The 22,462-nt window shown below is 39.9% G+C and carries 25 protein-coding genes and 1 other annotated feature; of the genes, 24 read left to right on the forward strand and 1 reads right to left on the reverse strand.

All coding sequences use genetic code 11. From position 1 onward, the window contains the following. From EAI95_RS01240 to EAI95_RS01250, 3 genes are all read left to right on the forward strand, one after another. Nucleotides 1–1,749, forward strand: a complete 1,749-nt coding sequence (locus EAI95_RS01240; protein WP_129821968.1) for a rhamnan synthesis F family protein — start codon at nt 1–3, stop codon at nt 1,747–1,749. Continuing rightward, nucleotides 1,749–4,271: an LTA synthase family protein gene (locus tag EAI95_RS01245; protein WP_129821969.1), complete on the forward strand. Its 2,523-nt coding sequence runs from the start codon at nt 1,749–1,751 to the stop codon at nt 4,269–4,271. The genes EAI95_RS01240 and EAI95_RS01245 overlap by 1 nt, the downstream gene beginning before the upstream one ends. Before the next feature lie 129 nt (nt 4,272–4,400). Then, complete coding sequence (locus tag EAI95_RS01250) at nt 4,401–4,889, forward strand: EbsA family protein (protein WP_006596041.1); 489 nt, start codon at nt 4,401–4,403, stop codon at nt 4,887–4,889. Here EAI95_RS01250 and EAI95_RS01255 read toward each other — a convergent pair. Further along, nucleotides 4,886–5,083 (reverse strand): ferredoxin, encoded by a 198-nt coding sequence (locus EAI95_RS01255; protein ID WP_129821970.1) that lies wholly within the window; start codon nt 5,081–5,083, stop codon nt 4,886–4,888. The genes EAI95_RS01250 and EAI95_RS01255 overlap by 4 nt on opposite strands. Before the next feature lie 45 nt (nt 5,084–5,128). Between EAI95_RS01255 and EAI95_RS01260 the strand changes: the two genes are divergently transcribed. The 21 genes from EAI95_RS01260 to EAI95_RS01360 all read left to right on the forward strand — a co-directional run bounded on the left by EAI95_RS01260 (nt 5,129) and on the right by EAI95_RS01360 (nt 22,372). Further along, nucleotides 5,129–5,569 (forward strand): SAG1386/EF1546 family surface-associated protein, encoded by a 441-nt coding sequence (locus EAI95_RS01260; protein WP_129821971.1) that lies wholly within the window; start codon nt 5,129–5,131, stop codon nt 5,567–5,569. Nucleotides 5,570–5,579: 10 nt separating this feature from the next. Next, entirely contained in the window at nt 5,580–6,263 is a 684-nt protein-coding gene (cmk, locus tag EAI95_RS01265) for a (d)CMP kinase (RefSeq protein WP_129821972.1), read from the forward strand. Between the two features lie 20 nt (nt 6,264–6,283). After that, nucleotides 6,284–6,414, forward strand: a sequence feature (ribosomal protein L20 leader region). A 15-nt stretch (nt 6,415–6,429) separates the two neighbouring features. After that, nucleotides 6,430–6,960 carry a translation initiation factor IF-3 gene (infC, locus tag EAI95_RS01270; protein ID WP_006597373.1) on the forward strand — a complete coding sequence of 177 codons (531 nt, stop codon included), beginning with the start codon at nt 6,430–6,432 and terminating at the stop codon, nt 6,958–6,960. 33 nt (nt 6,961–6,993) lie between these two features. Next, nucleotides 6,994–7,194: a 50S ribosomal protein L35 gene (gene rpmI, locus EAI95_RS01275; protein ID WP_003003453.1), complete on the forward strand. Its 201-nt coding sequence runs from the start codon at nt 6,994–6,996 to the stop codon at nt 7,192–7,194. A gap of 49 nt (nt 7,195–7,243) precedes the next feature. Continuing rightward, entirely contained in the window at nt 7,244–7,603 is a 360-nt protein-coding gene (gene rplT / locus EAI95_RS01280; protein ID WP_000124834.1) for a 50S ribosomal protein L20, read from the forward strand. 133 nt (nt 7,604–7,736) lie between these two features. Continuing rightward, entirely contained in the window at nt 7,737–8,204 is a 468-nt protein-coding gene (locus tag EAI95_RS01285) for a cytidine/deoxycytidylate deaminase family protein (protein ID WP_129821973.1), read from the forward strand. A gap of 310 nt (nt 8,205–8,514) precedes the next feature. Continuing rightward, nucleotides 8,515–8,943 carry a hypothetical protein gene (locus tag EAI95_RS01290; RefSeq protein WP_023026979.1) on the forward strand — a complete coding sequence of 143 codons (429 nt, stop codon included), beginning with the start codon at nt 8,515–8,517 and terminating at the stop codon, nt 8,941–8,943. Nucleotides 8,944–9,078: 135 nt separating this feature from the next. Next, the gene (locus EAI95_RS01295) at nt 9,079–9,570 is read left to right on the forward strand and encodes a hypothetical protein (RefSeq protein ID WP_023026978.1); all 492 of its coding nucleotides are present in this window, start codon (nt 9,079–9,081) and stop codon (nt 9,568–9,570) included. Between the two features lie 407 nt (nt 9,571–9,977). Further along, nucleotides 9,978–10,427, forward strand: coding sequence for a hypothetical protein (locus EAI95_RS01300; RefSeq protein ID WP_123160391.1), 450 nt, complete (start codon nt 9,978–9,980; stop codon nt 10,425–10,427). A gap of 192 nt (nt 10,428–10,619) precedes the next feature. Further along, nucleotides 10,620–11,195 carry a hypothetical protein gene (locus EAI95_RS01305; protein WP_123160390.1) on the forward strand — a complete coding sequence of 192 codons (576 nt, stop codon included), beginning with the start codon at nt 10,620–10,622 and terminating at the stop codon, nt 11,193–11,195. 194 nt (nt 11,196–11,389) lie between these two features. Then, complete coding sequence (gene metK, locus EAI95_RS01310) at nt 11,390–12,580, forward strand: methionine adenosyltransferase (protein ID WP_129821974.1); 1,191 nt, start codon at nt 11,390–11,392, stop codon at nt 12,578–12,580. Nucleotides 12,581–12,887: 307 nt separating this feature from the next. Then, nucleotides 12,888–13,322 (forward strand): CopY/TcrY family copper transport repressor, encoded by a 435-nt coding sequence (locus EAI95_RS01315; RefSeq protein WP_117744382.1) that lies wholly within the window; start codon nt 12,888–12,890, stop codon nt 13,320–13,322. Continuing rightward, nucleotides 13,319–15,547: a heavy metal translocating P-type ATPase gene (locus EAI95_RS01320; protein ID WP_129821975.1), complete on the forward strand. Its 2,229-nt coding sequence runs from the start codon at nt 13,319–13,321 to the stop codon at nt 15,545–15,547. The genes EAI95_RS01315 and EAI95_RS01320 overlap by 4 nt, the downstream gene beginning before the upstream one ends. A gap of 48 nt (nt 15,548–15,595) precedes the next feature. After that, entirely contained in the window at nt 15,596–15,802 is a 207-nt protein-coding gene (gene copZ / locus EAI95_RS01325; RefSeq protein WP_042361420.1) for a copper chaperone CopZ, read from the forward strand. A gap of 251 nt (nt 15,803–16,053) precedes the next feature. Next, nucleotides 16,054–17,316 (forward strand): UDP-N-acetylglucosamine 1-carboxyvinyltransferase, encoded by a 1,263-nt coding sequence (locus tag EAI95_RS01330; RefSeq protein ID WP_129821976.1) that lies wholly within the window; start codon nt 16,054–16,056, stop codon nt 17,314–17,316. A gap of 12 nt (nt 17,317–17,328) precedes the next feature. Continuing rightward, the gene (locus tag EAI95_RS01335; protein ID WP_117744379.1) at nt 17,329–17,880 is read left to right on the forward strand and encodes a GNAT family N-acetyltransferase; all 552 of its coding nucleotides are present in this window, start codon (nt 17,329–17,331) and stop codon (nt 17,878–17,880) included. Next, a complete protein-coding gene (gene spxR / locus EAI95_RS01340) occupies nt 17,873–19,150 on the forward strand; it encodes a CBS-HotDog domain-containing transcription factor SpxR (protein ID WP_123160387.1) in 1,278 nt (425 codons plus the stop codon). The genes EAI95_RS01335 and spxR overlap by 8 nt, the downstream gene beginning before the upstream one ends. A gap of 17 nt (nt 19,151–19,167) precedes the next feature. Next, nucleotides 19,168–20,028, forward strand: coding sequence for a methionyl aminopeptidase (locus EAI95_RS01345; protein WP_129821977.1), 861 nt, complete (start codon nt 19,168–19,170; stop codon nt 20,026–20,028). An 86-nt stretch (nt 20,029–20,114) separates the two neighbouring features. Further along, nucleotides 20,115–21,083 (forward strand): YihY/virulence factor BrkB family protein, encoded by a 969-nt coding sequence (locus tag EAI95_RS01350; protein WP_129821978.1) that lies wholly within the window; start codon nt 20,115–20,117, stop codon nt 21,081–21,083. A gap of 120 nt (nt 21,084–21,203) precedes the next feature. Continuing rightward, on the forward strand, nt 21,204–21,668 hold the full coding sequence (locus EAI95_RS01355) for a MarR family transcriptional regulator (RefSeq protein WP_023026968.1): 465 nt from the start codon (nt 21,204–21,206) through the stop codon (nt 21,666–21,668). After that, entirely contained in the window at nt 21,665–22,372 is a 708-nt protein-coding gene (locus tag EAI95_RS01360; protein ID WP_129821979.1) for a phenylalanine--tRNA ligase beta subunit-related protein, read from the forward strand. Before EAI95_RS01355 ends, EAI95_RS01360 begins: the two co-directional genes overlap by 4 nt. The last annotated feature ends 90 nt before the right edge of the window (nt 22,373–22,462 follow it).

The following is a 22,462-nucleotide window of genomic DNA, read 5'->3' on the forward strand; positions in this document are numbered from 1 at the left end:
ATGCAACGTTTACTTTTATATGTTCACTACAATAAGTTTAATTTTATTAGTGGGCATGTACTCTACCAATTAGAAAAAATTCGTCCCTTGTATTCACGGGTGGTCTTTATCTCTAATAGTCAGCTACCAGAAGATGTGAAGGATCATTTGTCTTCCCAACAGTTGGTGGATGATATTCTTGAGCGCCAAAATAGTGGCTTTGACTTCGCTGCTTGGCGGGATGGAATGAAGAAAGTCGGCTTTGATCAACTGTCTCACTTTGATTCTGTTACCCTCATGAATGATACCTGCTTTGGACCGCTTTGGGATTTAGAATCAATTTATCAGCAGTTTGAAAATGACCCTGAAGTAGATTTTTGGGGGATGACCAATTATCGGAAAGACAAGGATTTTAACGAGCATATTCAAAGTTATTATCTTAGCTTTAAAAAACAGGTTATTGAATCAAGTACTTTCCATGAGTTTTGGCAGGGCGTTCAAGACTTTACCAATGTCCAAGATGTGATCGATAACTACGAGACTAAGGTCACAACGAATTTCTTGGATGCTGGTTTTCGCTATAAAACTGTCTTTAATACCATCCATGAAGATACAACGGGGATGCTCTATCCAGACTTTTCTTACTACAATCCTACAGCGATTCTCAAACATAAGGTTCCTTTCATCAAAGTCAAAACCATTGCGAACAATGAAGGAATCATGCCTTATATTTTTGATGAATTGGAGCGTGTATCGAACTATCCATTGGATTTGATTCTTAACCACATGTCTATGATTGACCGTCCGGACTATCCTTATCTCTTATCCCGTAAGTATTTGAAGGATCAAGACTTAGGAGACACATTTGATAAAAAAGTTGCGGTTCATCTCCATGTCTTTTATGTGGACCTCTTAGAAGAATTTCTAGATGCTTTCCAAGCTTTTCATTTTGCTTATGACTTGTGGATTACGACAGATGTAGAAGAGAAGAAGCAGGCTATTGAGGAGATTCTTTCTAATCGGGCCCAAGTTGCGACAGTCGTGGTGACTGGAAACATTGGACGAGATGTGTTACCAATGTTGCTCTTAAAAGAGCAACTCTCTCACTATGATTATGTCGGCCATTTTCATACCAAGAAATCCAAAGAAGCAGATTTCTGGGCTGGTGAATCTTGGCGGAAAGAATTGATTGATATGTTGGTTAAACCGGCAGATCAAATCCTTGCCAATATGGAGGCCAATCCAAAAGTTGGAATCACCATCGCAGATATTCCAACCTTCTTCCGATACAATCGAATAGTGGTTGCCTGGAATGAAGCTCTCATTTCACCAGAGATGAACAAGCTCTGGCAACGGATGGGAGCGACCAAGACTATTGATTTCAAAAATCTCAATACTTTTGTTATGAGCTATGGCACCTTTGTTTGGTTTAAGTATGATGCTTTGAAACCACTCTTTGATTTGAATTTGACAGCAGCAGATGTTCCAGCTGAACCTCTTCCTCAAAATTCAATCCTTCATGCGATTGAACGCTTATTAGTCTACATTGCCTGGGATCAAAAATATGACTTTAGGATCTCCCAAAATCCACACGTTCTCACACCATTTATCGATAATAAGCAATTGAACAATCGAGAGGATCTCCAACCACATACCTTCGTGGACTTTAATCAAATTGGTGGGATTAAAGGAGCCTTAAAGTATATCGTGATCGGGCCAGCAAGAGCTGTGAAATATATAGTGAAAAGAATAGTTAAGAAAGTGAAATAATGAAACGGAAAAAGAAGTTTAATTTTTATACGTTTTTAAATAACTTGAAATCCAAAATTTCAAGGACTCAATTTTATTATGTAATCACCTTTGTCTTATTTTTCTTTTTTAATTTTTATTTAGCGCAAAATAATTTAGCCATACATAACAAAGCGACAGGGACTGTACTTAAGTACGTCAACTATTTGGGAATATTGTTTGGAATTAGTTTTTTATTGTTAATTGTATTAATGTCACATTTTAACTTTAAGAAATGGTTTCCTCTGAAATTACTGATTAGTTACTTAATTTATAATGTACTTTCTTATATTACAGAAATTTCTCTGTTTCTAAATAATCCCAAATATAAGGTTTGGAACTTTCAAAAAAATCCTTTTTTTAGAACGGATTCCTTTGTAGTTATTGGTACCCTATTTTTATTAACAATGATGCTTGTTCTGTATAGGTATCATTCGGATGGATTATTTTCTAGAAAAAAGAATTTAGAAGAAATAAAAGATAACTATCAATACATTATACTGTCACAGATTTTGATAACATTTATCGTAACGGATAAGAATTTTTCGTTATTAATATACAGAACAGATAATTTTTTGTATAAAGCATTAGAAATTGGTAAATATTCTGCTCAACAGTTTTGGATGACAAATGAATTTTTAATGCTTGCTTTTCCGATTCTTTCCATATTTGGTTTTTTCTATACGAAAGGCCAAAGAGATTTCGTGAAAAATAAACCCAGTTTATCATTAGCATTTTTCTCAAGTGTAACTATTGCAATCGTTCTAAATTATTTCTTCCAATTTAGTTTAGGAAGAACAGAACCATTTTTAGGAATACATTATACAATCCCAGATGCGATCTTGTTCCAAATTTTAGTGTTGACAGCTATAATCTTCTTTGTTTATATTGCTATCAACCAGTATTGGATAGCCTCTTGTTTGATTTTACTGGTATCTGTATCTTTTGTCATTGCGAATTTTATCAAATTTGGAATGAGAAATGAGCCAGTATTGCCGAGTGATCTAACATGGTTAACAAAGCCAGCTACCTTACTCGGTTTTGTTGATGCTTCTCAAATACTATATACAATTGGTGGATTAGTAGCAATTGTGGTTCTTTCTCTTCTTGGAATGAGGTACTTTTTCAAAGGAAAAATTATTTCTTCTTGGAAAGCACAAGTTCTACTTGTATTATCAATGTTTCTCTTATTTATAAACGTAGCATCTGTTTTTTCTGATAAAGAAAATGGGAAAATTAAATCGAATGTTCCGATTATAAGCACCCTCAATAATTATCAAGACATCGATTGGTTAGGGAATACCTCCAATGCTCGCTATAAAGGACTTACATATGTTTGGATGAACCAATTGACGACGGAAGTTATTCAGAAGCCTGAAGGTTATTCAAAAGATCGTATAGCTAAGATTGAAGCGAAGTACAATGAATTAGCGAATGGTATAAATAAGGAGAGACAAAACTATTTGAATGATCAGACGGTTATTTACGTCTTAAGCGAAAGTTTTTCAGATCCGAGAAAAATTGAAGGAGTTGAATTAACTCAAAATCCAATTCCTAATATTGAGAACGTTATGCGTAACCACACGAGTGGCCAAATGCAATCAGATGGCTATGGTGGTGGAACTGCCAATATGGAATTTCAAACATTGACGGGGCTACCTTTTTATAATATTTCTCAAACAGTATCTGTTTTGTATACAGAAGTATTTCCAAAAATTCATAATGTTCCCTCAATTAGTAATTCTTATGAAACGAAGAACAAAATCGCGATCCATCTCGCTGGGAAGTCAAATTACTCTAGAGATATCGTCTATTCTCGACTAGATTTTAAGGATTTTATCACGACGAATACAAAGGGAATCAAATATAGAAAAGAAGGGATTAGTCCAAGTGACGAATCTACCTACAATTTAGTACTAGAAAATATAATTCCTCAAAAGGGACAATTCTTTTCAGTAATGACTATGCAGAATCATTCACCTTGGTTAGAGGCTAATCCAGAAACTTTGGATGCAAAAGGAAATGGATTTAGCGACGAGGAGAACTCTAAACTAACCTTCTACAGTCGTCTACTATACCAAACTGATAGCGCCACCCAAGATTTCCTAGAAAAGCTATCCAAAATCGATAAAAAGATTACAGTTGTTTTTTACGGAGATCATTTGCCTGGTTTGTATCCAGAATCTGCCTTTAAGAACTATCCAGAAGGTCAATACCAAACAGACTACTTTATTTGGAGTAATTTCGATGCTCCTAAATTAGACTATCCTTTAGTCAACTCGAGTGATTTCTCTGCTATAGTCTTTGAACAGACCAACTCTAAAGTCTCACCTTACTATGCTCTTTTGACTGAGGTTTTGAAGAAAGCAAGTGTTGACAAAAAAGCTTTAGAAGGAGAAGCGTTGGAAATCGCTGAGGATCTCAAAATGGTTGAGTATGATCTGATAAGTGGTAAAGGATACCTTTCCCAAGATTTCTTCAAGGTACCATCGGCAAAAAATTAATGGAAAGAGACCAGCTTTCATCAATCTGTCATTCAGTGATTTGATTGCTAAAATTATTAAAAATAGAACAGGCTTTCCTGTTCTATTTTTGTTGATTTTATGCTAAACTAGTAGGAGGGGGTTCCGCATATGATTAAGATTTTTGGGAAAATCCGATACCATTGGCAGCCTGATTTATCCATGCTGATTACCTATTGGTCATTATCGGTTATACCCGTCTTTATTGGACTAGCTCTGATGTATGAGAGTTCCAGTATCCCGACGGTGGTACTCTTTTCATTCTTTCTCTTTATGGCCTTGCTGGCTGTAGGAGTGCATCGCTATTTTACGATCTACGATGATGGGATTTTACGGATTATCACGGCGAATCCATTAACTCCTATAAAAGTTCCGATTTCATCGATTGAAAAAGTGGAAGTTACAAAGAATTCTATCAAGTTAATTTTTAACGATGGATCAAGAAGTCGGACCTTCTGTATGCGTAAGTGGCCCAAAAAATACTTTATCAATGCCTTAGCCTTGAATGATCATTTTAAGGGTGAGATTGAGTTGACAGATAACTTTATCCATGTGGACTATTATCAACTCTACTATGCAGATAATGAAAAAAGCTCTTAATCTTTGATAAGAGCTCGGGTTGGACAATTTTTAACCGCTTCTTGGATAGAAGCATCGGTAGGAAATTCCTTTTCCAATCGTTCATCCTCAGAGGTGAACTTAACGATGCCATTATCGTGATAGTCAAAAATGTCCGAATATGTTTGGCAAAGGCCACATGCGATACAACGTTCAGGTATTAAGGTTATTTTCATATCTATATTGTAATGATTTTAACAGGAAAACACAAGGAGGAAGTTATGCCGAAAGAGCCATGGGAAGAAGAAATTTATGATGACGGAGAAGAAACATTGAAACGAACAAACAAATTAAATGGGATAAAAGCTGATCGCTTGTTGACCATCTTGGCGATTATTTTCTTTATTATTATTGTAGCGATGGTCTGCTTCTTAGTTTACCTTTCTACAGGTGGAAGCGATAAGAAGAAACAAATGAGCGGTTTCTACAATGGTGAAACAACAGTCGTTGCAGCAAGCAGTGCTCCAGCTGCAGAAAAGACAGAAGAAGCAAGTGCAGAAGAATCTGAAGAAGGTACGATTACAGTCCTAGCTGGTGAAGGAGAAGCAGCAATTGCGGCGCGTGCTGGCATTTCGATCGCCGAATTAGAGCAACTGAATCCATCTCACATGTCTACTGGATCATGGTATGCAAATCCAGGAGATGTCGTCAAGATTAAATAAAGGATAAGCTATGAAACAGATTCAAATCGCGATTGATGGCCCTGCATCTAGCGGGAAGTCAACTGTTGCTAAGATTATTGCTAAAAATTTAGGCTACACTTATCTCGATACGGGTGCCATGTATCGCGCAGCGACCTATCTGGCTCTTCGTCATGATCTGACTGAAGCAGATGTTGACCAGTTGGTTGATTTGCTGAACCAATATCCTGTGAGCTTTGGGCGCTCTGAAGACGGGCAGCAATTAGTCTTCGTAGCTGATGTCGATGTGACTCATCCAATTCGTGACAATGAAGTGACCAATAATGTCTCTTGGGTATCTGCCTTGGCTCCTGTGCGTGAGCGCTTGGTAGCCCAGCAACAACAGATTGCTGCTCAAGGTGGGATCGTCATGGACGGTCGTGATATTGGGACGGTTGTCTTACCAGATGCAGAATTGAAGATTTTCCTAGTGGCTTCTGTAGAAGAACGTGCAGAACGTCGCTATAAGGAAAATTTGAGCAAGGGCATTAAAACAGATTTAGAAGTATTGAAAAAAGAAATTGCTGAGCGGGACTACAAAGACAGTCACCGAGAGGTTTCGCCATTGAAACCAGCAGACGATGCCATTCATTTTGATACGACTGGTGTCGGAATTGATCAAGTGGTTGCATTTATTGAAGAAAAAGCAAAAAAAATCCTTGACAATCCATCATAAACTTGATATCATATAAAAGTTGAGAAAAGCAGAAGTGAGAACTTCTCGCCTTGCGACTAACGTTGTCTGGCCCCTACGGATCAAGTTTCAGAAATGAACTATAATCATGTAGTGCGGGTTTGCGTTAGCAAGTCCGCTCTTGTTTTTCTCTAAAATAAAAAAAGAGGTGAAAACCATAGCAAAGCAAGACTTATTCATCAATGATGAAATTCGTGTACGTGAAGTTCGCTTAATCGGTCTTGAGGGCGAACAATTGGGTATCAAACCACTTGGTGAAGCGCAAGCACTTGCGGACGACGCTAATGTGGACTTGGTTCTCATTCAACCTCAAGCTAAACCTCCTGTTGCGAAAATTATGGACTACGGTAAGTTCAAATTTGAGTACCAGAAGAAACAAAAAGAACAACGCAAAAAACAAAGCGTTGTGACCGTGAAAGAAGTTCGTTTGAGCCCAGTTATCGACAAGGGTGATTTCGATACAAAACTTCGCAATGCTCGCAAGTTCCTTGAAAAAGGGAACAAAGTGAAGGTTTCCATTCGCTTTAAGGGTCGTATGATCACCCATAAAGAGATTGGGGCAAAAGTTTTAGCCGACTTCGCTGAAGCAACTCAAGATATTGCTATCATCGAACAACGTGCTAAAATGGATGGTCGTCAAATGTTCATGCAGTTGGCACCAGCAACTGACAAGAAATAATCTGTCAGAAAGTTAAAAAAAGGAGAAAATATCATGCCAAAACAAAAAACACACCGCGCATCAGCTAAACGTTTCAAACGTACAGGTTCTGGTGGACTTAAACGTTTCCGTGCTTACACTTCTCACCGTTTCCACGGAAAAACTAAGAAACAACGTCGTCATCTTCGTAAAGCATCTATGGTGCATGCAGGAGATTTCAAACGTATCAAAGCAATGCTTACTCGCTTGAAATAATCGCGTATTTGTAAGTAAAGAATTCTAGGAAATATTGGAGGAAATATAAATGGCACGTGTTAAAGGTGGCGTTGTATCACGCAAACGTCGTAAACGTATTCTTAAATTAGCTAAAGGTTACTATGGAGCTAAACACATCTTGTTCCGTACTGCAAAAGAACAAGTAATGAACTCTTACTACTATGCATACCGTGACCGTCGTCAAAAGAAACGTGACTTCCGCAAATTGTGGATCACGCGTATCAATGCGGCAGCTCGTATGAACGGACTTTCATACTCACAATTGATGCATGGTTTGAAATTGGCTGAGATCGAAGTTAACCGTAAAATGCTTGCTGACTTGGCTGTTAACGATGCAGCAGCTTTCACAGCTCTTGCAGATGCAGCTAAAGCAAAACTTGGTAAATAATTAATAAAGAGATCCGCATGGATCTCTTTTTCTTTGAGTGAAGGAATCGGCTGTGACAGTGTCATCTTTTTTTCTTGCTGATTTCGTGCTATAATGAAAAAAATTTAGAATGTTCATGAAGGAGGACAAGACTGTGGGACATAAACGATTAGCTTGGGATGAGTATTTTGCAGCACAGGCTTTGTTAATATCAAATCGAGCAACTTGTAAGCGGGCCAAGGTGGGTGCTGTATTGGTCAAGGATCATAAGGTGGTTGCGACGGGTTACAATGGCTCTGTCTCTGGTACGGAGCATTGCTTGGATCATGACTGCCTCATGGTGGAGGGACACTGTGTTCGGACCCTCCATGCAGAGGTCAATGCCATTTTACAGGGAGCGGAACGGGGGATTCCCAAAGGTTTCACAGCCTATGTAACCCATTTCCCCTGCCTCAATTGTACCAAGCAGCTGCTTCAAGTTGGCTGCAAGCGGGTGGTTTATATCCATCAATACCGTATTGATGAGTATGCTGAGTACCTCTACCGTGAAAAAGAAGTAGAACTAGTCCACCTCCCATTGGACGTTGTGAAAGAAGCCATTGCAGAGGCAGATTTTATTTAAAAAAGAAACTTTGTTTTTGAGATCACGCTTCACTGATTCGTCTAGAGAAAAGAGATTGTGATGACATGTCAAATTTGCTACCAAATTATCTTGCTTGTTTAGGGTTTTGGTGCTCTTTATCAAGTAGTCATACTCTTATCCGGACAGCCTGAAAATGGAGAGAATCTCCCTGTCATCGTGCTGTCATTGCTTTTGCTTCTTTTATGGCTGACATTTCAAGTCATCTTAACAGTAAGTATCATGAAAAGAATGATGAAATCATGTATAATGGTGTTAAAAGAAAATATAAAAAAGAAGGGTAGGGAAAGCTATGACAGACCAAGAGAAACATTTTGAAGAAAATAAAGAACATAGCAGTATAAGTGAAGATGGTTTTACTTCTGCATCTATTCAGAATCATCCAACAAAAATCGGATTTACATCCATTCTTCTTTCAGCGGCCTTTTACTTATCCATTATCTATCTTGTATTGTTTATCTATTACTTTAATATCGCGGTACTTTTCATGTTGATTTTTCTATCACCAAACTTCTTAGGTGTTGCTATTGGTGCCATTTTACTTCGACTAGGGATGAAGAGAAGAAACAAAAACTTGCTCTATACAAGTTTCGTACTTTATCTGCTGTCTATCATCTTGGGTATTGATCTAGACTTGGAATTTTTTCGAATTGCACAGTTACTGCTAGTTATTCTGGTTTTAATTGGAAACCTCTTAGTTGAAGACGAAAATAGCTATTAATGAAAAGATAGGGATGGACAACTCTACTCAATAAAAAGTATTCGGGCCGATCCAAGCTATAATTAAATCAATTCTTCCTGTCGATTTTTGAGTGCTATTCTTTGAAAGAATAAGGAAGTACTTTAGGAGAAAGTTATGACAGATCAACAAAATTCTGAATCAAACCAAGAGCACCAAAGTGTGCCTGAGGGGGCTGTTCTGCCCCCCATGGTGGGGGAAGAGCAGAATCCCCAAAATAATAAAGATAAAGAGGCATCTGTTTTAGGAGATAGTCTCCTTACTAACAATGAGATGAAGCCAGAAAAAAGAGTCGGAAGTACTCTAGTACTATCTATTGCACTTGTTTTGGCAACTATATACCTAGGATGGTCTCTACTCGGCGCAATCGTACTTATAGAATGGACAATTATGCAACAGCTCCATTTTCTCTGTATTATCATTGCGACCCTCCTGCTTTGGATCGGAAAAACGATGGGGAATAGAACAACTCTCTATACATCCGCAGTTTTTTATTTTGTTTCGATGATTCCAACGTATGACCCAGCTGGGGGATTATTTTTCCTTATGCCTCTTATAATAGCTGTAGTGGTTTTTTTCGGAACTGTAATGTTTGAAAATGGAGAGTAATTATAGAAGATAGGGCGAAAAATCCTATCTTTTTTATATAGCGAGAAAACATAGAGAAAGCGATTACAAATTGTGGTATAATGAGAGGTAATAAATCAATTTATACTTTACTTTGAAAGTGGAGTGAAATAAATGGTATCAGGGCTCATTTATTTTATAACCTTTCTTTATATTTCGACTGTTTGGATAGCAGGTAGGGAAAAGGGATCGTGTACGATTATGTTCTTCAATTATTAAAGAAAACACCTGGTATCCAATCGTTCCGTTGGCTTCTTTGAGCGTCACTATCCTGCATATGCTAGATCGGATTCCTCTTGTCTTACGGTTAATGAAAAAAAGATGGAATTGTGTATAATTGATTTAAGAGAAAACATAAATAAAGTAATAAGAAAAGGTAGGAGAATGCTATGGAAAATCAGCAGAATAATTTTGAAGAAACGAAAGATACGATTAGGATAAGTGGAGATGGTTTTTATTCGGCACCTATCCAGAATTATCCAACAAAAATCAAATTTACTTCCATTCTTCTTTCAGTCGCCTTTTACTTATCCATTATCTATCTTGTATTGTTTATCTCTTACTTTGCACTTTCGGGTAATGCTTGGGGACTTTTCATTTTGATTTTTCTAGGACCAAACTTATTAAGTATCGCTATTGGGGCCATCTTTCTTAGAATAGGGATGGAGAAAGGAAATAAGGCGCTACTCTATACGAGTTTCCTACTTTATATGCTCTCGATTATTTTGGCATATGATCCAGACTGGGGAGTTTACCGAATTGCACCGATAGTTTTAGGTATTCTTGTTTTAATAGGAACACTCCTAGCGAAAGAAGATAAAGAAGTATTGAGATATTAAGAAGGGGGAACTCTTTTAAATAAGTATTGCTTGCTCAATGATCTTATCGAGTTAAGAATTTCTGCCAAGTTGTATATTTTTGAAGTATCAATAGATGCATGGAAGAATTCAGTGAATATCATTTAGAAAATCGTTTATTCCAGTTTTTTTAAAAAAAAGTAAAATATTATAGAAAAATGTTAGGAGAAAATTATGACAGATCAAGATTCACAATATCAATCAAACCAAGAGCATAATAATGTGACTGAAGGTACTGTTCAGCCACCAATGACGGAACAAAGCCTAGAAAATCCTGTTCAGCCACCAATGACGGAACAAGGTTTAGAAAATTCTGTTCAGCCACCAATGGAGGATCAAGGCCTAGAAAATCCTGCTCAGCCACAAATGGGAGATCAAGCCCCAGAAAATCCTGTTCAGCCACCAATGGCGGATCAAGCCCCAGAAAATTCTGTTCCTAATAGGGGCCTTCTAACTCTTGTATTTTTCGTAAACATGGGCTTACTGATGCTTTTTATAGGTAGTGCTTTGATAGCAGGAGGATGGGCGATTGTCTTTTTGTTCTTTTTGGGCTATTACCTTACTTGTTATATTGCTGCGACAGTCTTACTTGGTATTGGAACAAAAACGGCTAATAAGACGATGCTATTTGTTTCAGTAGCTCTCTATTTTGCCTCCATACTTTTTGCTGGTGATCCAGCTTGGTTAGCTATTCAAATTCCATCTATGATTTCAACTGTCCTAGTATTAATAGGGACCTTGCTACTGTAAGGATTAGAGCTAAATTATTGTTACACTAAAAAAGATATAGTTTCAAACTATATCTTTTTCTTTTGATAAAAAAAGGATACTGGTGCAAAATCGTGTTATAATAGTTAAGTTATATGGTCCCGATAAGGTGGTAGAATGCATCTACCAGTTCTTTGTAACTCTATAACGAATATTTTTTAAGGGGGGACATTTTTATGTCAGAACGTAAATTATTCACGTCTGAATCTGTATCTGAGGGGCATCCAGATAAGATTGCAGACCAAATTTCAGATGCTATCTTGGATGCTATTTTAGAGCAAGATCCAGAAGCCCACGTTGCTGCTGAAACAGCTGTTTATACTGGTTCAGTACATGTTTTCGGTGAAATTTCGACAACTGCTTATGTAGACATTAACCGTGTGGTACGTGATACAATCGCAGAAATTGGCTATACCAATACAGAATATGGATTCTCAGCGGAAACTGTAGGAGTACACCCATCATTGGTAGAACAATCTCCTGATATCGCCCAAGGGGTTAATGAAGCCTTGGAAGTTCGTGGAAATGCCGATCAAGATCCACTTGACTTGATCGGAGCTGGAGACCAAGGTCTCATGTTTGGTTTTGCGGTGGATGAAACTGAAGAACTCATGCCGTTGCCAATTTCCTTAAGCCATAAGTTGGTCCGTCGTTTGGCTGAACTTCGTAAGTCTGGTGAGATTAGCTATCTTCGTCCAGATGCTAAATCTCAAGTTACGGTTGAGTATGATGAAAATGACCAGCCAGTGCGCGTGGATACAGTCGTTATTTCAACCCAACACGATCCAGAAGTCAGCAATGAACAAATCCATGAAGATGTGATTTACAAGGTGATCAAGGAAGTGATTCCTGCTTCTTATCTGGATGATGAAACGAAGTTCTTTATCAATCCAACAGGTCGTTTCGTTATCGGGGGGCCTCAAGGAGACTCAGGTTTGACGGGGCGTAAGATCATCGTGGATACCTATGGTGGTTATTCACGTCACGGTGGTGGTGCTTTCTCTGGTAAGGATGCGACTAAGGTAGACCGCTCTGCTTCTTATGCAGCTCGCTACATTGCCAAGAACATTGTAGCTGCAGGTCTTGCTAAGAAAGCAGAAGTGCAATTGGCTTATGCGATTGGGGTGGCTCATCCTGTATCTGTGCGTATCGATACCTTTGGTACTGGTACGGTAGCTGAAAGCAAGCTTGAACAAGCAGCGCGTCAAATCTTTGACCTACGTCCTGCAGGAATTATCCAAATGCTGGACCTCAAACGTCCGATTTACCGTCAAACAGCAGCATATGGCCATATGGGACGGACGGATATTGATCTTCCATGGGAACGCTTGGATAAGGTAGAAGCCTTGAAAGAAGCAGTTAAGTAAGTAGATAGAAAGAGAGAGTGGGACAGAAATCGGTCATTTGTTAGAATTCGATTTCGTCGTCCCACCTCCGCGTAGTTGAGTAGGGCTTTAAAAGCTGATGAAATCAGCGTAGTAGAGCCCACTCAACCACTGCGTCTTGCTCGACAATTCAAAGACAATTGAGAGGCTAGGACTTTTGTCCCAGCCTCTTTTTTGTAAAATAAATCTACAAATGTAAACAAAAGTATTGACAAGAAAAATAGGAAGTGTATAATAAAACTACAAACGTAAACCAATTATCCATGATAGGAGATAGAAAGGAAAATGAATGGCTAAGATTTCAAGTGCTGAATGGGAAGTCATGAGAGTCCTTTGGACCAAGGGAGAAACGACTTCTACAGAAATAACTAAGATTCTTTCCACCAAGCAAGACTGGTCAGCTTCAACGGTAAAAACTCTTTTAGGACGATTGGCTGATAAGGGCTATTTGACGAGTCGAAGAGAAGGTCGAACCTATCTGTATCAGGCTGTCCTCAATGAAGAAGAGGCAAATTTAAGAGCTGTCTATGAAGTTTTAAGCAAGATCTGCTTGACCAAGCATAGTCACATATTGGAGCAACTGATCCAGCAAACACCAATGATGAAAGAACAGATCAAAGACTTGCAAGAGATTCTCGCATCCAAAGAGAGCGTGGAGCGGGTTCAATGTGATTGCCAACCTGGGCAATGTCACTGTGTCAGTCATGTGGAGGAAGATCAATGAAAGAAGAAACCTTTGTCGTCAATGGGATGACTTGTGCATCCTGTGTGATCAATGTGGAGAAAGCTGTCAATCATCTGGACGGTGTTGAAAAAGCGACGGTAAATTTGACCACTGAAAAAATGACAGTGGAATATCAAGGGGAGCCCTTGAGTCCAGAGGCTATTTCAAAGGCGGTAGCGGATGCTGGCTATGAGGCAGTACTTTACAATCCAGATACAGCTAAGAGTCAAGAGGAACGGGAAGGAGACAAGCTACAATTAATCCGAAACCGGCTCCTTTGGTCTTCCATCTTCACCCTGCCACTCTTTTATCTAGCAATGGGTCCCATGATTGGCCTGCCTGTACCTGCTTTTGTCTCACCTGATCGAGCACCCGTAGCTTACACCCTTGTTCTTTTGGCCTTGACTATCCCCGTGATAGTCTTCGGACGAGCTTTTTATCGAAATGGTTTCCGAACTCTTCTAAAAGGTCATCCAAATATGGATGCCTTAGTAGCTTTGGCTACCAGTGCAGCTTTTCTTTATAGTCTCTATGGAACTTATCATATCTTGCTTGGTCACCATCATCATGTTCACCAGCTTTACTATGAGTCTGTAGCCGTGATTTTGACCCTAATTACGCTAGGTAAATATTTTGAAACTCTGTCAAAAGGACGTACTTCTCAAGCCATTAAAAAACTCATGCATCTGGCTGCCAAGGAGGCGACGGTCTTACGGGATGGAAAAGAAGTGAAATTGCCTGTAGAAGACTTGGTCATTGGAGATCACATTCTGGTCAAACCAGGTGAAAAAATAGCCGTTGATGGTCAAGTGGTTTCCGGACAATCAGCTATTGATGAAAGCATGCTAACGGGTGAATCGATCCCAATCCAAAAAACTGAAGGAAGTCCAGTTTATGCTGGCTCCATCAATGGTCAAGGAAGCTTGGTCTATGAGGCTGAGAAAGTTGGTCGGGATACCTTACTAGCACAGATCATTCAGCTGGTGGAAGATGCCCAACAAACCAAAGCACCGATTGCCAAGATTGCCGATCGAGTGGCCGGAGTCTTTGTTCCTGTAGTCATGGTGATTGCCCTCTTATCTGGACTGTTTTGGTATTTCATCATGGGCGAAACCTTTACCTTTGCTATGACGGTAACGATTAGTGTCTTGGTGATTGCCTGTCCATGTGCTCTAGGCTTGGCGACTCCAACCGCTATCATGGTGGGAACTGGATTAGGAGCAGAGCATGGGATCCTCTACAAGAGAGGGGACGTCCTTGAGTTAGCTCATCAAGCGCAAGTAGTGGTCTTCGATAAAACAGGGACCATCACTCAAGGAAAACCTCAATTGTCCTCATCCTATCTCTATAGTCAAACGAAGGATGCCTTACAAATCCTGGCATCTCTGGAAGCCAAATCCGAGCACCCGCTGGGACAGGCTATTCTGGATGCTGCAAAAGAAGTACCTGTAGACTTATTAGAGATGGAGAACTTCTCCAGTCTAACAGGAAGGGGCCTCACTGCTAGATATGCAGGGAAGGTTTATCTAGCTGGGAATCAAACTCTAATGGAAGAGGAAGGAATCGATGTTCGTCTTGCCAAGGCTGACTTGGAAGTCTTGACCCAGGATGGACAAACCCCGATTTTCTTAGCTGAAGATGGGCAATTAATGGCTCTATTTGGGGTAGCAGACCGCATCAAGGAAGATAGTCTAGAAATGGTTGCTAGTCTTGAAAAAATGGGCAAGAAGGTGATCATGCTAACTGGGGATAATGAACGAACTGCTCAAGCGATTGCTAAGAAGGCTGGAATCCGGCAGGTCATCAGTCAAGTCCTTCCTCAAGAAAAATCACGAGTGATCCAAGAATTGCAAGCAGAAGGCAAGTCTGTGATCATGGTGGGGGATGGGATCAACGATGCACCAGCCCTTGCAACTGCAGATATCGGGATTGCCATGGGGTCTGGAACTGATATTGCCATGGAAAGTGCAGATATCGTAGTTATGAAACCCCAATTGATGGATGTAGTCCGGGCCTTGGAAATTAGTCGCTACACGATTCAAACGATTAAGGAAAACTTGTTCTGGGCCTTTATCTACAATGTTTTAGCTATTCCGGTGGCGATGGGCCTTCTCTATCTATTTGGTGGTCCCCTCTTAAATCCTATGCTAGCGGGTCTAGCCATGAGTTTTAGCTCAGTATCCGTCGTCGTCAATGCTCTAAGATTAAAGCGAAAAAAATTATAAAATCTAGGAGAAAAAATGCTCTCCTTATGCGAAAGAAAGGACAAAAATATGTCAAAAACATATGAAATTACTGGAATGAAATGCCAAGGTTGTGCCAATGCTGTCACTGAAAAATTATCCGCAGTAAAAGGTGTAGAAGAAGTAAGAGTTGATTTAGAGAAGAATCAAGTAACCATTGAAGGGAAACCTTGGAAATGGTCCTTGATCCGAGCTCTAAAAGACAGTAAATATGAACTAGGAAATGAAGTAAAATAAGCTCAAAAAAGGTGGTCTGAAAAGAACTGCCTTTTTTGATAAAATACACATACAGCGAATGAGTATATAGCATAGATAAACTAGGTAAGGAACTGAAAATATAAAAAAATAGTAAAACATATAGTTGAAGTTTTCTAGGAATTGGATGGACCGATCAAAAGATAAGAATGAGTGGAAAATGAAGCGTTTTTATGATATAATAGATGCGGTAATTTTTTACTGAATGATTGAAAGAGCTTATACAAATTAACATGAAAAAAATTATAATTAATGGTGGTCGCCCTTTAAAAGGAGAGGTGACCATTAGTGGTGCAAAAAATAGCGTAGTGGCCCTTATTCCAGCTACTATTTTAGCAGACGAAATTGTGACACTTGATGGTGTTCCAGATATTTCAGATGTTGCTAGCTTGATTGACATTATGACTCTGATGGGAGCAAAAGTGGAGCGAGATGGGGAGACTCTTGTCATCGATCCACGTGGTGTCAAAGATATGCCAATGCCATTTGGAAAGATCAATAGTCTTCGTGCTTCTTACTATTTCTATGGAAGTCTTTTGGGACGTTATGGCCAAGCAACGGTAGGTCTACCAGGGGGATGTGACTTAGGTCCGCGTCCAATTGATCTACATTTGAAAGCCTTTGAAGCGATGGGGGCTAAAATGACCATGGATGGTTCTAGTATGAACCTTTCCACTAATGGGAAGCTTCTTCGTGGAGCAGTCATCTATATGGATACGGTAAGTGTTGGGGCAACGATTAATACTATCCTAGCTGCTGTCAAAGCGGAAGGTCGTACCGTTATTGAGAATGCCGCTCGCGAACCTGAGATCATTGATGTCGTGACCCTTCTCAATAATATGGGGGCTCACATCAGGGGAGCTGGTACAGATATCATTACGATTGAAGGAGTAGACTATCTTCACGGAACGCGTCACCAAGTGATCCCAGATCGCATCGAAGCAGGGACTTATATCGCTCTTGCTGCAGCTGTGGGAGAAGGAATTCAAATTACGAATGTTCTCTATGAACACCTGGAAAGCTTTATTGCTAAGCTAGAAGAAATGGGAGTTCGCATGACCATTTCTGAGGATAGTGTTTTTGTTGAAAAGCAAGAGAATCTAAAAGCTGTTCACATTAAAACCTCTCCTTACCCTGGATTTGCAACTGATTTGCAGCAACCCTTGACCCCCTTGCTCTTGACAGCTAATGGAAAGGGAAGCATTGTAGATACTATTTATCAAAAGCGGGTCAACCATGTGGCTGAACTGATGCGGATGGGGGCTAGGATTGAAACAGTTGGTGATCGCATTGTCTACCAAGGACCAAATCAATTAACGGGTGCTCCAGTTAAAGCGACAGACCTTCGTGCAGGAGCTGCCTTGGTGATTGCAGGCTTGATGGCACAGGGGAGAACAGAGATTACCAATATTGAGTTTATCCTTCGTGGCTATTCGCACATCATTGAAAAATTGCAACAATTGGGCGCTGACATCAAGTTAATTGATGAAGCATAACGAACGATTTTTATGAACATTTGGACGCAACTAGCAGCATATTCATGTTTCGAAACAGAGCGCCTCTTCTTGAGGCCCTTTCTATATAGTGATGCAGCTGACTTTTACAAGATATCCTCCAATCCAGAAAATTTGCCTTTTATTTTCCCGGCACAAACTTCCCTAGAGGAATGCCAGTATGTCTTGGCTAATTATTTTTTAAAGAATCCTCTGGGAATATGGGCGATTTGTGATAAGGAAACCGGTCATGTGATTGGATCGATTAAATTTGAAAAATTGGATGAAATTAAGAAAGAAGCAGAACTTGGTTATTTCTTACACAAGGATTATTGGGGCAAAGGCCTCATGACAGAGGTTGTAAAAGAAATTACCTTCTTGTCCTTCCAGGAATTTCATCTCAAACAAGTCCGAATTATTACCCATGTTGAAAATTTAGCCAGCCAACAGGTTGCTTTACATGCCGGTTATACGTTAAAACGACAATTCAAGGGAAGCGACCGCTATACGCGAAAGATGCGGGATTATTACGAGTTCTGCATAGATAGAGGAGATCTCAATGAGTAAACACCAAGCGATCTTAGATTATTTGGAGAAACTACCAATTGGCAAGCGTGTCAGTGTGAGAAGTATCTCGAACTATTTACAGGTAAGTGATGGGACCGCCTATCGGGCCATTAAAGAAGCCGAAAATCGTGGAATTGTTGAAACGAGACCTCGTAGTGGGACTGTTCGTGTTAAGTCCAAAAAGGCTGTCCTGGAACATCTGACTTTTCGAGAGATTGTAGAAATAACCGGTTCGGAAGTCTTGGCAGGTAAAGAAGGACTGGAACGAGAGTTCAATAAGTTTTATATCGGTGCCATGACAGAAGAGCATATTTTAGATTATGTATCTGAAGGTGGGCTCCTCATTGTTGGAGACCGGACCAATATCCAACGTCTGGCCCTCAAACACGACAATGCTGTTCTTGTAACTGGTGGTTTCGATGTCGATCCTTCTATTTTGGAACTAGGTAACAGTGGTCAAACTCCTATCTTACGTACCAAGCATGATACTTATACTGTGGCGACCATGATCAATCGCGCTCTCGCCAACATGCAAATCAAAACAGACATTTTAACGGTTGAACAAGTCTATTCACCTATGCATGAATATGGTTTTTTACGGGAAACAGATACCGTACGTGACTATCTAGATTTGGTAAGAAAGAGCCGTTTTAGTCGCTTTCCTGTCGTTAATCAACACCAAATGGTTGTTGGAGTGGTGACTATGCGGGATGCCGGCGATAAGGCACCCCAGACAACTCTGGACAAGGTCATGTCACGTACCGTCTTTACGACAAACCTTTCTTCTAGTATCGCCAATGTCAGTCAACGCATGATTGCAGAAGACTTTGAGATGATCCCTGTTATTCGGAGCAATCAGACCTTGTTAGGTGTCATTACCCGTCGTGCAGTCATGGACCGGATGAGTAAGGAACAATTGTCTGGATTACCAACCTTTAGTGAACAAATCAGTCAAAAAGTGGTTCTGCAAGCCAATCATTTTGAACTGACGGTTGAACCAAGCATGTTAGAAAAAAGTGGCGTTCTCTCGAATGGCGTTCTCACTGAAGTTTTAACAACGGTCACTCGCCAGCTCATGATGAATTCTGGAAAAAATTTAATTATCGAACAGCTGTTGGTCTATTATCTTCAAGCTGTTCAAGTGGACGATACCTTGCGGATTGAAACGCGTATTGTTCGCCAAACAAGACGATCGGCTATTATAGATTTTGATTTGTATTTGAATCTGCAGCTGGTCACGAAAGCCACCGTTACTTTGAAAATTAATTAGAATGGAAGTAGGAATAGATGATTACATTGAAATCACAGCGTGAGATCGAAGCCATGGACCGTGCAGGAGATTTTCTTGCCAGTATCCATATTGGCCTTCGGGATTTGATCAAACCGGGTCTTGATCTTTGGGAAGTAGAAGAGTATGTTCGACGTCGCTGTAAAGAAGCCAATGTCTTGCCCCTACAGATCGGTGTGGAAGGAAGTCTGATGGACTATCCCTATGCAACTTGTTGTGGGATCAATGATGAAGTGGCTCATGCCTTTCCTCGCCACTATCTGTTAAAAGACGGTGACCTCTTAAAGGTGGATATGGTCTTGTCAGAGCCATTAGATAAGTCTGTTGTTGATGTTTCAAAACTAGACTTTGATAATGTAGCTCAGGTGAAAAAATATACAGAAAACTACTCTGGTGGTTTGGCAGATTCTTGTTGGGCTTATGCAGTCGGGAATGTATCCCAAGAAGTAAAGGATCTCATGGATGTCACCAAGGAGTGTCTCTACAAGGGGATTGAGCAAGCAGTTGTCGGAAATCGCCTAGGAGACATTGGTGCAGCTATTCAGGAATATGCTGAAAGCAAAGGATATGGAGTGGTCCGTGACTTGGTCGGTCATGGAGTCGGTCCAACTATGCATGAAGAACCTATGGTTCCCCACTACGGACGTGCAGGACGTGGGTTGCGCTTACGTGAAGGTATGGTCTTGACCATTGAACCAATGATTAATACCGGAACTTGGGAAATCGATACAGATATGAAGACAGGTTGGGCCCATAAAACCCTTGATGGTGGTCTTTCTTGTCAGTACGAACATCAGTTTGTGATTACGAAAGATGGTCCGGTTATTTTAACCAGTCAAGGTGAAGAAGGAACCTATTAAAAAAGTAGAGAGGAAAGAATGGAGCTGAATAGATAAAACGGTTTCGCTCTTTTCTCTTTTTATGATTTTTTTAGGGAGGGGAAGATATGAAAAAGTTTCTAAAATGGCTAGGCCAACGACCGTTTATTAAGGGATTTCTGCGCTTTTATATGGCCTCTGAATCGGATATCACTAGTATAGCAGTAGCCTATTATTTATTGATTTCGATTCTCCCTTTATTGTTGATTGCAACCAATATCCTCCCTTACTTTCATATTCGTCCGACTCAGATTTTGCTGACCTTGCGTGAAGTCTTACCTGCTTCCATGTACCGCATTGTTTTGCAAGTTATTTCATCGGTGCTTACCAAGCCGTCTACTGGTTTGCTGAGTTTCTCCATCATTTCTGCTTTATGGGTCTCTTCACAGTGTATCGCTTACCTGCAAAGGGCCTTCAATAAAAGTTATGGAGTGGAGAAGGAGAGGGGGATTATCTGGGCGAGAATTTTCAGTATCTTGATTAGTTTTGCTCTACAAGGTCTGTTTGGTCTATCTCTCGTTTTGACTATGTTTGGCCGTATGATTATTCGTACCGTCTACCAGATTTTCAAGTTTGATGAAAGTATCTACCTTCGCCTTCTAAATATTTCCGGCCCTTCGGTTTACTTCCTTCTCTTTTTGACCTTGCTCTTGCTCTATTACACCCTGCCCAATATCAAAATTCCTAAGTTTCGCTATGTCTTTCCAGGAGCCATCTTTGTGACAGCAGTCCTTTATTTGACCTTGAATATCTTCTGGAAATATGTCGATCACTATATCACGAGTTTCTTAGATGCTCGTTTCTTCGGATCTGTCCTTTTAGCAGTCATTATGTTCTGGTTTATCTTGGTAGCCAAGGTGTTGATTATTGGTTGTATCTTAAATGCTAGTATTCAGTATGCGATTGAAGCACGATTCGAGACAAAAGACGGGGATGTGGTAGCCAAGTATAAGATAGGTCAAGTAGCTTTTCACCAAAAGGAAGCTTCACTCAAGCGTCGTTTTCATCTTAAAAATTTGAGAAAAAATCAAGAATAATCTTAAAGAAATAAAATAGGAAAAAGCCGGTTTTCATCCGGCTTTTTTGTTATTTCTGAATAGTTTGTTGCAAATGCAACAAAAATGTGATAAACTCCATTTAAAGGAAAGGAGGAGCAAATGAAGGTTTTAAGAGAGATTGGCATCATAGCCCGAGCCTTAGATTCGATTGCTAATATTGAGTTCCGAGATTTGGAGCTAGCAAGAGGCCAATACCTGTATTTGGTGCGGATTGGAGAGCACCCAGGGATTATTCAAGAGGAGTTATCCGATTTATTAAAAGTGGACCGTTCAACAGTAGCTCGCTCTGTCAAAAAATTAGCGGATAAAGGATTTATCCGAGAATTAAACGATCATTCAAATCAAAAGATAAAAAAATGGGTCCTAACGGAAAAGGGACAAGCGCTTTATCCTTTCATACTTGCTGAGCATACTTATTCTGAGAAGGCTGCCTTAAAAGGTTTTTCACAGACAGAAATTCTTCAATTAGAAAAATGGCTGGCAAAAATGAGTGAAAACGTCGCAGCGGATTGGGAGCTAGTGAAAAAAGGCCAAAAAAGAAATTATAGTGAGGAAAAGAAATGAAAGTTACAATAGATCAAGAGTTTTGGGATTTGTTTCCCCAAGCACAAGTAGTGGTGATGACTGTAGAAGGAATCGACAATCATGTCGACGAGAGCAAGGATTCCTATTTTAAGGATTTACTCGACAAGGGAGTCGCACGATCAAAAGCCTTCATCGATGATGAACAATTCACTGCCAGCCCGGTTGTTCAGGAATGGCGTCAGGCTTTTAGCAAATTCAAGACCAAAAAAGGAGCCCGCTCTTCCATTGAAGCCTTATTGAAACGTGTTTCGCAAGGACGGGAGTTTTATCCCATTAATCCTTTAGTTGATTTGTATAATAGTGTCTCTCTTGCCTATGCTATCCCATGTGGTGGTGAGGACATGGAAAAGTTAGCTGGAGGCTTATCTTTAGGAAAAGCAAAGGAGGGAGAGCCATTCTTCCCATTAGGAGCTGAGGAAGATGCTCCAGCTTTGCCGGAAGAGATCATCTATTATGACCAAGAAGGGGCTGTTTGCCGTTGTTTAAATTGGCGGGAAGCTAAAAGGACGATGTTGACAGAAGAAACTCGTCAAGCTATTCTTGTTATGGAAGCAGTGACTGAAGAGCAAGGAGAACGTGCTAAAGAAGCAATGGACGAATTAAAAGGCTTAGTCAAGGACTATTTTGGTGTAGAAGGAAAGATTTCTTATTTAAGCGCCCAAACATCTAGTTTAGAAGTTTAAAAAAATGAGAGTGGGACAGAAATCGGTCATTCGTTAGAATTCGATTTTGTCGTCCGACCTCCGCACAGTTGAGTAGAGCTATAAAAACTG

Origin of the sequence: Streptococcus sp. bf_0095, from assembly GCF_004166885.1 — a bacterium.
Taxonomy (GTDB): Bacteria; Bacillota; Bacilli; order Lactobacillales; family Streptococcaceae; genus Streptococcus.

Bases quoted from the DNA above. Each gene is read 5' to 3' on its own strand.
- EAI95_RS01255 (WP_129821970.1), bottom strand. From the start codon at position 5,083: ATGAAAATAACCTTAATACCTGAACGTTGTATCGCATGTGGCCTTTGC.
- EAI95_RS01240 (WP_129821968.1), top strand. From the start codon at position 1: ATGCAACGTTTACTTTTATATGTTCACTACAATAAGTTTAATTTTATT.
- EAI95_RS01360 (WP_129821979.1), top strand. From the start codon at position 21,665: ATGAAAGTTACAATAGATCAAGAGTTTTGGGATTTGTTTCCCCAAGCA.
- EAI95_RS01300 (WP_123160391.1), top strand. From the start codon at position 9,978: ATGGAAAATCAGCAGAATAATTTTGAAGAAACGAAAGATACGATTAGG.
- EAI95_RS01260 (WP_129821971.1), top strand. From the start codon at position 5,129: ATGCCGAAAGAGCCATGGGAAGAAGAAATTTATGATGACGGAGAAGAA.
- EAI95_RS01315 (WP_117744382.1), top strand. From the start codon at position 12,888: ATGGCTAAGATTTCAAGTGCTGAATGGGAAGTCATGAGAGTCCTTTGG.
- spxR (WP_123160387.1), top strand. From the start codon at position 17,873: ATGAGTAAACACCAAGCGATCTTAGATTATTTGGAGAAACTACCAATT.
- EAI95_RS01350 (WP_129821978.1), top strand. From the start codon at position 20,115: ATGAAAAAGTTTCTAAAATGGCTAGGCCAACGACCGTTTATTAAGGGA.
- copZ (WP_042361420.1), top strand. From the start codon at position 15,596: ATGTCAAAAACATATGAAATTACTGGAATGAAATGCCAAGGTTGTGCC.
- EAI95_RS01345 (WP_129821977.1), top strand. From the start codon at position 19,168: ATGATTACATTGAAATCACAGCGTGAGATCGAAGCCATGGACCGTGCA.
- EAI95_RS01295 (WP_023026978.1), top strand. From the start codon at position 9,079: ATGACAGATCAACAAAATTCTGAATCAAACCAAGAGCACCAAAGTGTG.
- rplT (WP_000124834.1), top strand. From the start codon at position 7,244: ATGGCACGTGTTAAAGGTGGCGTTGTATCACGCAAACGTCGTAAACGT.
- EAI95_RS01330 (WP_129821976.1), top strand. From the start codon at position 16,054: ATGAAAAAAATTATAATTAATGGTGGTCGCCCTTTAAAAGGAGAGGTG.
- EAI95_RS01355 (WP_023026968.1), top strand. From the start codon at position 21,204: ATGAAGGTTTTAAGAGAGATTGGCATCATAGCCCGAGCCTTAGATTCG.
- EAI95_RS01305 (WP_123160390.1), top strand. From the start codon at position 10,620: ATGACAGATCAAGATTCACAATATCAATCAAACCAAGAGCATAATAAT.
- rpmI (WP_003003453.1), top strand. From the start codon at position 6,994: ATGCCAAAACAAAAAACACACCGCGCATCAGCTAAACGTTTCAAACGT.
- EAI95_RS01245 (WP_129821969.1), top strand. From the start codon at position 1,749: ATGAAACGGAAAAAGAAGTTTAATTTTTATACGTTTTTAAATAACTTG.
- EAI95_RS01335 (WP_117744379.1), top strand. From the start codon at position 17,329: ATGAACATTTGGACGCAACTAGCAGCATATTCATGTTTCGAAACAGAG.
- EAI95_RS01320 (WP_129821975.1), top strand. From the start codon at position 13,319: ATGAAAGAAGAAACCTTTGTCGTCAATGGGATGACTTGTGCATCCTGT.
- EAI95_RS01290 (WP_023026979.1), top strand. From the start codon at position 8,515: ATGACAGACCAAGAGAAACATTTTGAAGAAAATAAAGAACATAGCAGT.
- cmk (WP_129821972.1), top strand. From the start codon at position 5,580: ATGAAACAGATTCAAATCGCGATTGATGGCCCTGCATCTAGCGGGAAG.
- EAI95_RS01250 (WP_006596041.1), top strand. From the start codon at position 4,401: ATGATTAAGATTTTTGGGAAAATCCGATACCATTGGCAGCCTGATTTA.
- metK (WP_129821974.1), top strand. From the start codon at position 11,390: ATGTCAGAACGTAAATTATTCACGTCTGAATCTGTATCTGAGGGGCAT.